Here is a 4,970-nt window from a genome sequence, read left to right on the forward strand (position 1 = left end):
GTAGATCGACGCCCGATACTCCCCCACCCACACCCGCATGACCGTCCTCGCCAAAGGACCCCCGCGACCCCACTCTCACCCACATCAAGACCCAAGGATCGCCGAACCACTGAGAGGGTTGTTCGTTAGGTGTTGTTCTGGTTGATGGCGAAGAGTTCGGGTTGGGGTTCTTCGGCGAGGTCTCGGCCGACGAGGCGTTTGAGTTTGGCGCGGATGCCTTCGATGGTGTTCTTGCTGGTGGTGGGCTGTCCGAGGGCGAGGGCGAGGGCGATGTCTTTGGGGCGTAGGCCGTCGGGGTGGTCGGTCAGGACATCCAGGATGTCGCGGTAGGCGGGCGGAAGCGGCGGCCCGGCGGCACCGGCGAGTTCCAGCAGCGTCTGGTGCGTGACCTCCAGCCGTTCCAGCTGTTGCCGGGCGTTGGCGAGTTCGGCGGTGAGCCGCTCCACGCGTGCGCGGGCCGCGTCACGGTCGTCGGCCAGGCGGCGCAGGAGCTGGTCGGGGACCGGGGGCGGCCGGCCGGTCACGCGGCCGCGCCGACGGCCAGGACCTCGTCGGGGGGTGTGGTGTCGCGCCAGCGGGTGGTGGTCCCGGTCAGCCGGCGCGTCATCCGGTCGGTGGCCGCCCAATACAGGTGGGCTTCGCTGCTGGCGGGCAGTTTCTCGTAGTCGCGGGCCAGCCGCCGGTGCAGCATGGTGGTGCCGAAGGTCTGCTCGGCCACCCACCGCTTGGGCACCGGCACGAACCCCTTGGTCCCGGGTTCGGGCTGCACCGTGGTGACCGTGATGCCCAGCGCGGCGCCATGGTCGGCCAGGAGGGGGCGCGCGAACGTATCGCCCACGATCGTAAGTTCGGATACGCGCTCGTATTCGGCTGCCTCCCCACTCGAAGCTGCGGTCGCGCCACAGCACCACGGTGCCGCCGAAGGTCAGGGCCGGCATGGCGCCGACGTTCAGGCCGGTGCCGTGGACGAGGGGACACACCAGGAGCGAGACGATCCGGCTACCTTCTTCGGCCAGTTCCGCGGCCAGGAGCACCGCCTGCTCGACCGTGGTGAGAGGCTAGGAGCCCACCAGCGGCCGGGCCCGTCCGGAGCAGAGAGGTCACTGGTGGTGCGACCTTGGTGACGACGCCTTTGGGCCTTCCGGTGGTGCCACCGGTGTACTGCAGGGTGATGTCGTCGCCGCTGCGAAGGGCCCGCTGGGCCGGCTCGGCTTCGACTATTGCCTTCACGTAGCATTCGGCGGTGGTCGGGGCGAGGCCGCTGCCGCCGTCGTCGACATCGATCAGCAGCGGCGGCTTGAGCTTCCGCACGGCCGCGGCCACGCTGGAGTGATAGACGAGCGCTCCGGCTTGGGAGTCGGCCAGCAGGTAGGCTGGCTCGTCGGCGGTGTAGCGGAAGTTGTTGATCGGCAGCGGACCGCCTCGACCGCCTGCCGGTCGAACAGATTGCGCAGGAACTGCAGGACGCTGACGGGTAGCCAGTTACGCAGGCGAGATACCCGCGCGCCCGTCACGCGGATAGCAGCGGCGAAATCCTCATCGCCCCACAACCCGTCGAGGCGGTAACGCACCCACGTCGCGGTGGTCGCTGGCGCGGGCCATCCGCTCGGTCCTGCTCACAAAGATAACTGCCAGTTCGGCGATCTTCGTTAGCGAAACTGATTCTATGTCCCTAGTAAGGTGATCAGTTGTGAAAATTTGGGGTCTTGTGCTGCCAGATCATCAGTATCTATATCTACGGTACGGCGAAGTATCTCTTCTGCTGGGAGAGTCTTGGCTTCAGCGCTCGATGACAGGCCCATCCACTTCTTGCTCCATTGATCCACGAGTATCGCACGGAAACGACCTGAAAAGTACTGTAGCCCGCTTAACTGTTCGGTCGGCACGTCGTCGTAGTCAGCAAATATTAAAGCGGGGGACGTGGATTCTTCAACTGCAGCCACCGCGACATTTGCAAGCCCCATAATTCCTCGAGCTACGAGTATCTGCAGATGGCGAGTCGGGGTGCCCTTCAGTTGAAGGTTCTTGACGATTCCATTGATGAAGGCCTCGTCGTGAAAACTCTCCACTACTACCAGCATTAGATTGTCAGTAGATGCGATCCATGTGGGATATGGAACAAAGATCTCGCCTCTTTCGACAGCTTCGCGTAGCTTGTATCCGAGGACGGCGGAAAAGCCGTACGTTGTGGCGGCATGAATATCGCTACCATCCAATAGGATGACGTTTAGATTCTTGCCGGCGCGAAGTGCGTCCACGGCTTCATCGCTATATCCCGACATCGATATAAAGATGCCGATTGTTCCAACGAGTTTGCCGTCCACCTTCCCCTTGAACTGGTAGAGCGTGGACGCGGGCACCCCTTTCTTCCACCACTTGGCCTCCAGTAGGTAAGGCCATCCCCTGAACATAAAGGAGCCATCAACTTCTTCGCCATCGGGACGAAATGAAGTCCGAGGGGCAAGGTCTTCCTGGGAGAGCAGTTGATGCAGCCACTGTTCGAAAACGCGGCCACGGGTCTGTGGGGTCATGCCGTTGCGCAGGTCGTGAAGGTCGTCCAACTCTCGAGCGAGTGTCACAGCACGAGATCTTACGTGGACGACTGTATTCCTGCGGCGCAGCTCGCGCGGGATCTGGGATTAACCTCGATCTTCCGTGAGGTCGGTCGGGTCGCGGAGCGGCCCGACCGACGCTTCGTTTCGGGGGCGGGTCAGCCGTTCGGCCCGACTGTCGCATCGGGTGGGCGAGGTTCCACGGGCCCTGGGATCTCCTTCTTGGGGTTGATGGGAGGGTTGGTCCCTCATCAGGGGCGGGGAGCAGCTTCAGCCGGATGATCGCGGTGGTGATGAGGTCGGCCCAGGGCCAGCGGTTGCTCAACCGGAGTCTGAGCTGTCATCCGCCGCGGACCAGGTGTCCGGCAGCGGAGAAGACCCGCAGCCGCAGGCCTTTTGGGCTCCCAGGTGCGGGCCGGGTGGCCGGTCAGGGCGAGCATCTGGGTCCAGGCGGTCAGTTCCGAGGCCAGCGCGACGTTCTCCAGCCAGATCCGGTTGGCGGCGGCGCCGTGCAGGGGCAGGTTGCCCAGGCCGGTGTCCTTGGCGCACCGGATACAGTCCTCGCAGCGGGCGCGGCAGCGGTGGCGTAGCTCCAGGTCGGCGAGCTGCCCGTGCCGGGTTTCGGTGACGAAGCAGGTGAAGCGGCGCCCGTCGATGTCGGTGAACCGACCCCAGTGCGGACGGGCCCCTTCCGTCTTGAGTCTGTGGCGGTGACTTTCGTCGGCATCCCACCCACCATGCATGTACGCAGCCGCCAAGAGATCCCAGGGAATCCCCGCCAACAACGCCATTTCAGGCGCAGAACGCTAGATCTTGAACAGCTGCTTCAGCGCGGATTCCTTGTCGAAGCCGCTGATCTCGCTGAACAGCAGAAAGATCCCGAGTGGTACCAGCGCGCCGGCGCCCGCGATGCGGTTCTGCCGCCGGAGATGCCGGGCCAGGCGGTCCAGGCCCCGGCTCTCGTCCGCCGGCAGCGCGTGCCCCTGAACAGTGGCGCGGCCGGTGAGCCGCTCCCTCTCGTTGGCGAAGTGCTCGACGTTGTTGCGCATGATGAAGATGAACGCGGCGGACAGCAGGGCCAGGTAGCCGATGACGACCGCGAGCCATGCACCGAAGGTGGTGTGGGGCATGTGGGCCAGGAAGAAGTTTGGTACCCAGCAGACGCTCAGCGTGAGTAGGAGGCCCATGAAGTCGTCCTGCAGCACGGCACCGAGCGGGGTGGTGAGGGTGTACCGCCGCGGTGGCGTGGCACCGGGCAGGGATTCTGCCGCGAGGCGTGGCAGGAAGACGACGGCGCAGCAGCCGACGAGCAGCGCCGTTAGCGCGAAGGGGACGCTGTACAGCTCGGTCGCCGATGCGATCGCCGGCCCGGTCATCCATGCGCTCGCCGAGGCGGCGGCAAGCCCGGCGCCCAGCCCCACCAGGTAGGTGGTCGGGCGGATGTCCGGTATGTGCCAGGTAGCCGGTGTTGCTGATGACGCCCTCGGCGACGAACAGCCCGGTGATGGCGGCGATCCACACCGACAGCGCGAGCTGCTTCCAGTCGTCGTACCCCGCGTGGAGCCCGGCGGCCATGACGGCGGCCCATCCCGCGCACACCATCGCGGCGAGGACGCATTTCAGCCGGGCGTACGGCAGCGCCTGCACGAGTTTCAGGACGGCACCGGCGGCGAAGAGCGCGATCGCCGGCGCAGCCAGCGCCGCGTAGTCCGCGGACCGGCCCGGCACCCAGTCCTGGCGCGCGGTCTTGGCGATGAGGAAGGTGATGAAGGAGAGGGCGACGGCGGCGTACACGGCCGCCGCCGCGGTGTAGGTGCGCCACTTGAGGACCGAGATGCACTCCAGCGGGGCGTCCTGCCGTTCGGCTTCGATGAGCGCCTGCACCCGTAGGCTGACCGTCCGGGCGGAGAAGCCGAGCAGGAAGATCGCCACGAGCGCGCTGGCCCAGTCCGCGTGGGTGCTCGCGGGCGCCGGATGCCGGCCGAAGTAGCAGCCCACTGCGGCGAGGCCGAGGATCGGGGCCGTTTGCGCCACGTCCCGCAGGATGTCTCGTGGCGGATCGACGTCGCCGGCGGGCAGGAGACCGTGCAAGAGGACGAGTTCGACGGCGCCGAGAAGCAGGCCGAGCAGGCAGCCGACCGCCAGGACCGTCATGCTGAGGTGCTCGGCGCTCGTCGCGGCCCGGACCGGCCCGGCGCCTCCACCCGAACCCGCACAGGCCTGCGGGTCGAGGCCGAACTGGACACCGGCACCTACCCCCTGGGCATCTCGGTCAGCAAGGCGCACCTGGACGCGCTGCCGATCAAGCGACACCACGGCCGCGGCATCTGGAACTACACCATCCACCCCCGAGCGGCCCAGACCACCGCCCCCGCCATCGCCGACGGCCCGGCGCCCGCCCGGGCGCAGATGCTGGAG

6 protein-coding genes and 2 pseudogenes are annotated in these 4,970 nt (G+C 66.4%); 3 read left to right on the forward strand and 5 right to left on the reverse strand.

Going from position 1 to position 4,970, the window contains the following annotated elements; genetic code table 11:
- Positions 1–125: 125 nt before the first annotated feature.
- The 5 genes and pseudogenes from E1285_RS43175 to E1285_RS43200 form a co-directional block, all read right to left on the reverse strand.
- Positions 126–524 (reverse strand): MarR family transcriptional regulator, encoded by a 399-nt coding sequence (locus E1285_RS43175; RefSeq protein ID WP_132160704.1) that lies wholly within the window; start codon positions 522–524, stop codon positions 126–128.
- Positions 521–838, reverse strand: a complete 318-nt coding sequence (locus tag E1285_RS43180; RefSeq protein WP_165967018.1) for a transposase — start codon at positions 836–838, stop codon at positions 521–523. The genes E1285_RS43175 and E1285_RS43180 overlap by 4 nt, the downstream gene beginning before the upstream one ends.
- An 826-nt stretch (positions 839–1,664) precedes the next feature.
- On the reverse strand, positions 1,665–2,579 hold the full coding sequence (locus E1285_RS43190) for a restriction endonuclease (RefSeq protein ID WP_207947251.1): 915 nt from the start codon (positions 2,577–2,579) through the stop codon (positions 1,665–1,667).
- A 337-nt stretch (positions 2,580–2,916) separates the two neighbouring features.
- A pseudogene (locus E1285_RS48015) lies at positions 2,917–3,235 on the reverse strand (transposase); the annotation flags it as partial.
- A 123-nt stretch (positions 3,236–3,358) separates the two neighbouring features.
- Positions 3,359–3,973, reverse strand: coding sequence for a hypothetical protein (locus tag E1285_RS43200; protein WP_165967019.1), 615 nt, complete (start codon positions 3,971–3,973; stop codon positions 3,359–3,361).
- Between the two features lie 44 nt (positions 3,974–4,017).
- Between E1285_RS43200 and E1285_RS43205 the strand changes: the two genes are divergently transcribed.
- The 3 genes and pseudogenes from E1285_RS43205 to E1285_RS43210 form a co-directional block, all read left to right on the forward strand.
- A complete protein-coding gene (locus E1285_RS43205) occupies positions 4,018–4,260 on the forward strand; it encodes a hypothetical protein (protein ID WP_132160708.1) in 243 nt (80 codons plus the stop codon).
- A 114-nt stretch (positions 4,261–4,374) separates the two neighbouring features.
- Positions 4,375–4,542: a hypothetical protein gene (locus E1285_RS46215; RefSeq protein WP_165967020.1), complete on the forward strand. Its 168-nt coding sequence runs from the start codon at positions 4,375–4,377 to the stop codon at positions 4,540–4,542.
- Between the two features lie 206 nt (positions 4,543–4,748).
- A pseudogene (locus E1285_RS43210) lies at positions 4,749–4,901 on the forward strand (ISAzo13 family transposase); the annotation flags it as partial.
- Positions 4,902–4,970: the final 69 nt, after the last annotated feature.

Origin of the sequence: Actinomadura sp. 7K507 (assembly GCF_004348425.1) — a bacterium.
Lineage (GTDB): Bacteria > Actinomycetota > Actinomycetes > Streptosporangiales > Streptosporangiaceae > Spirillospora.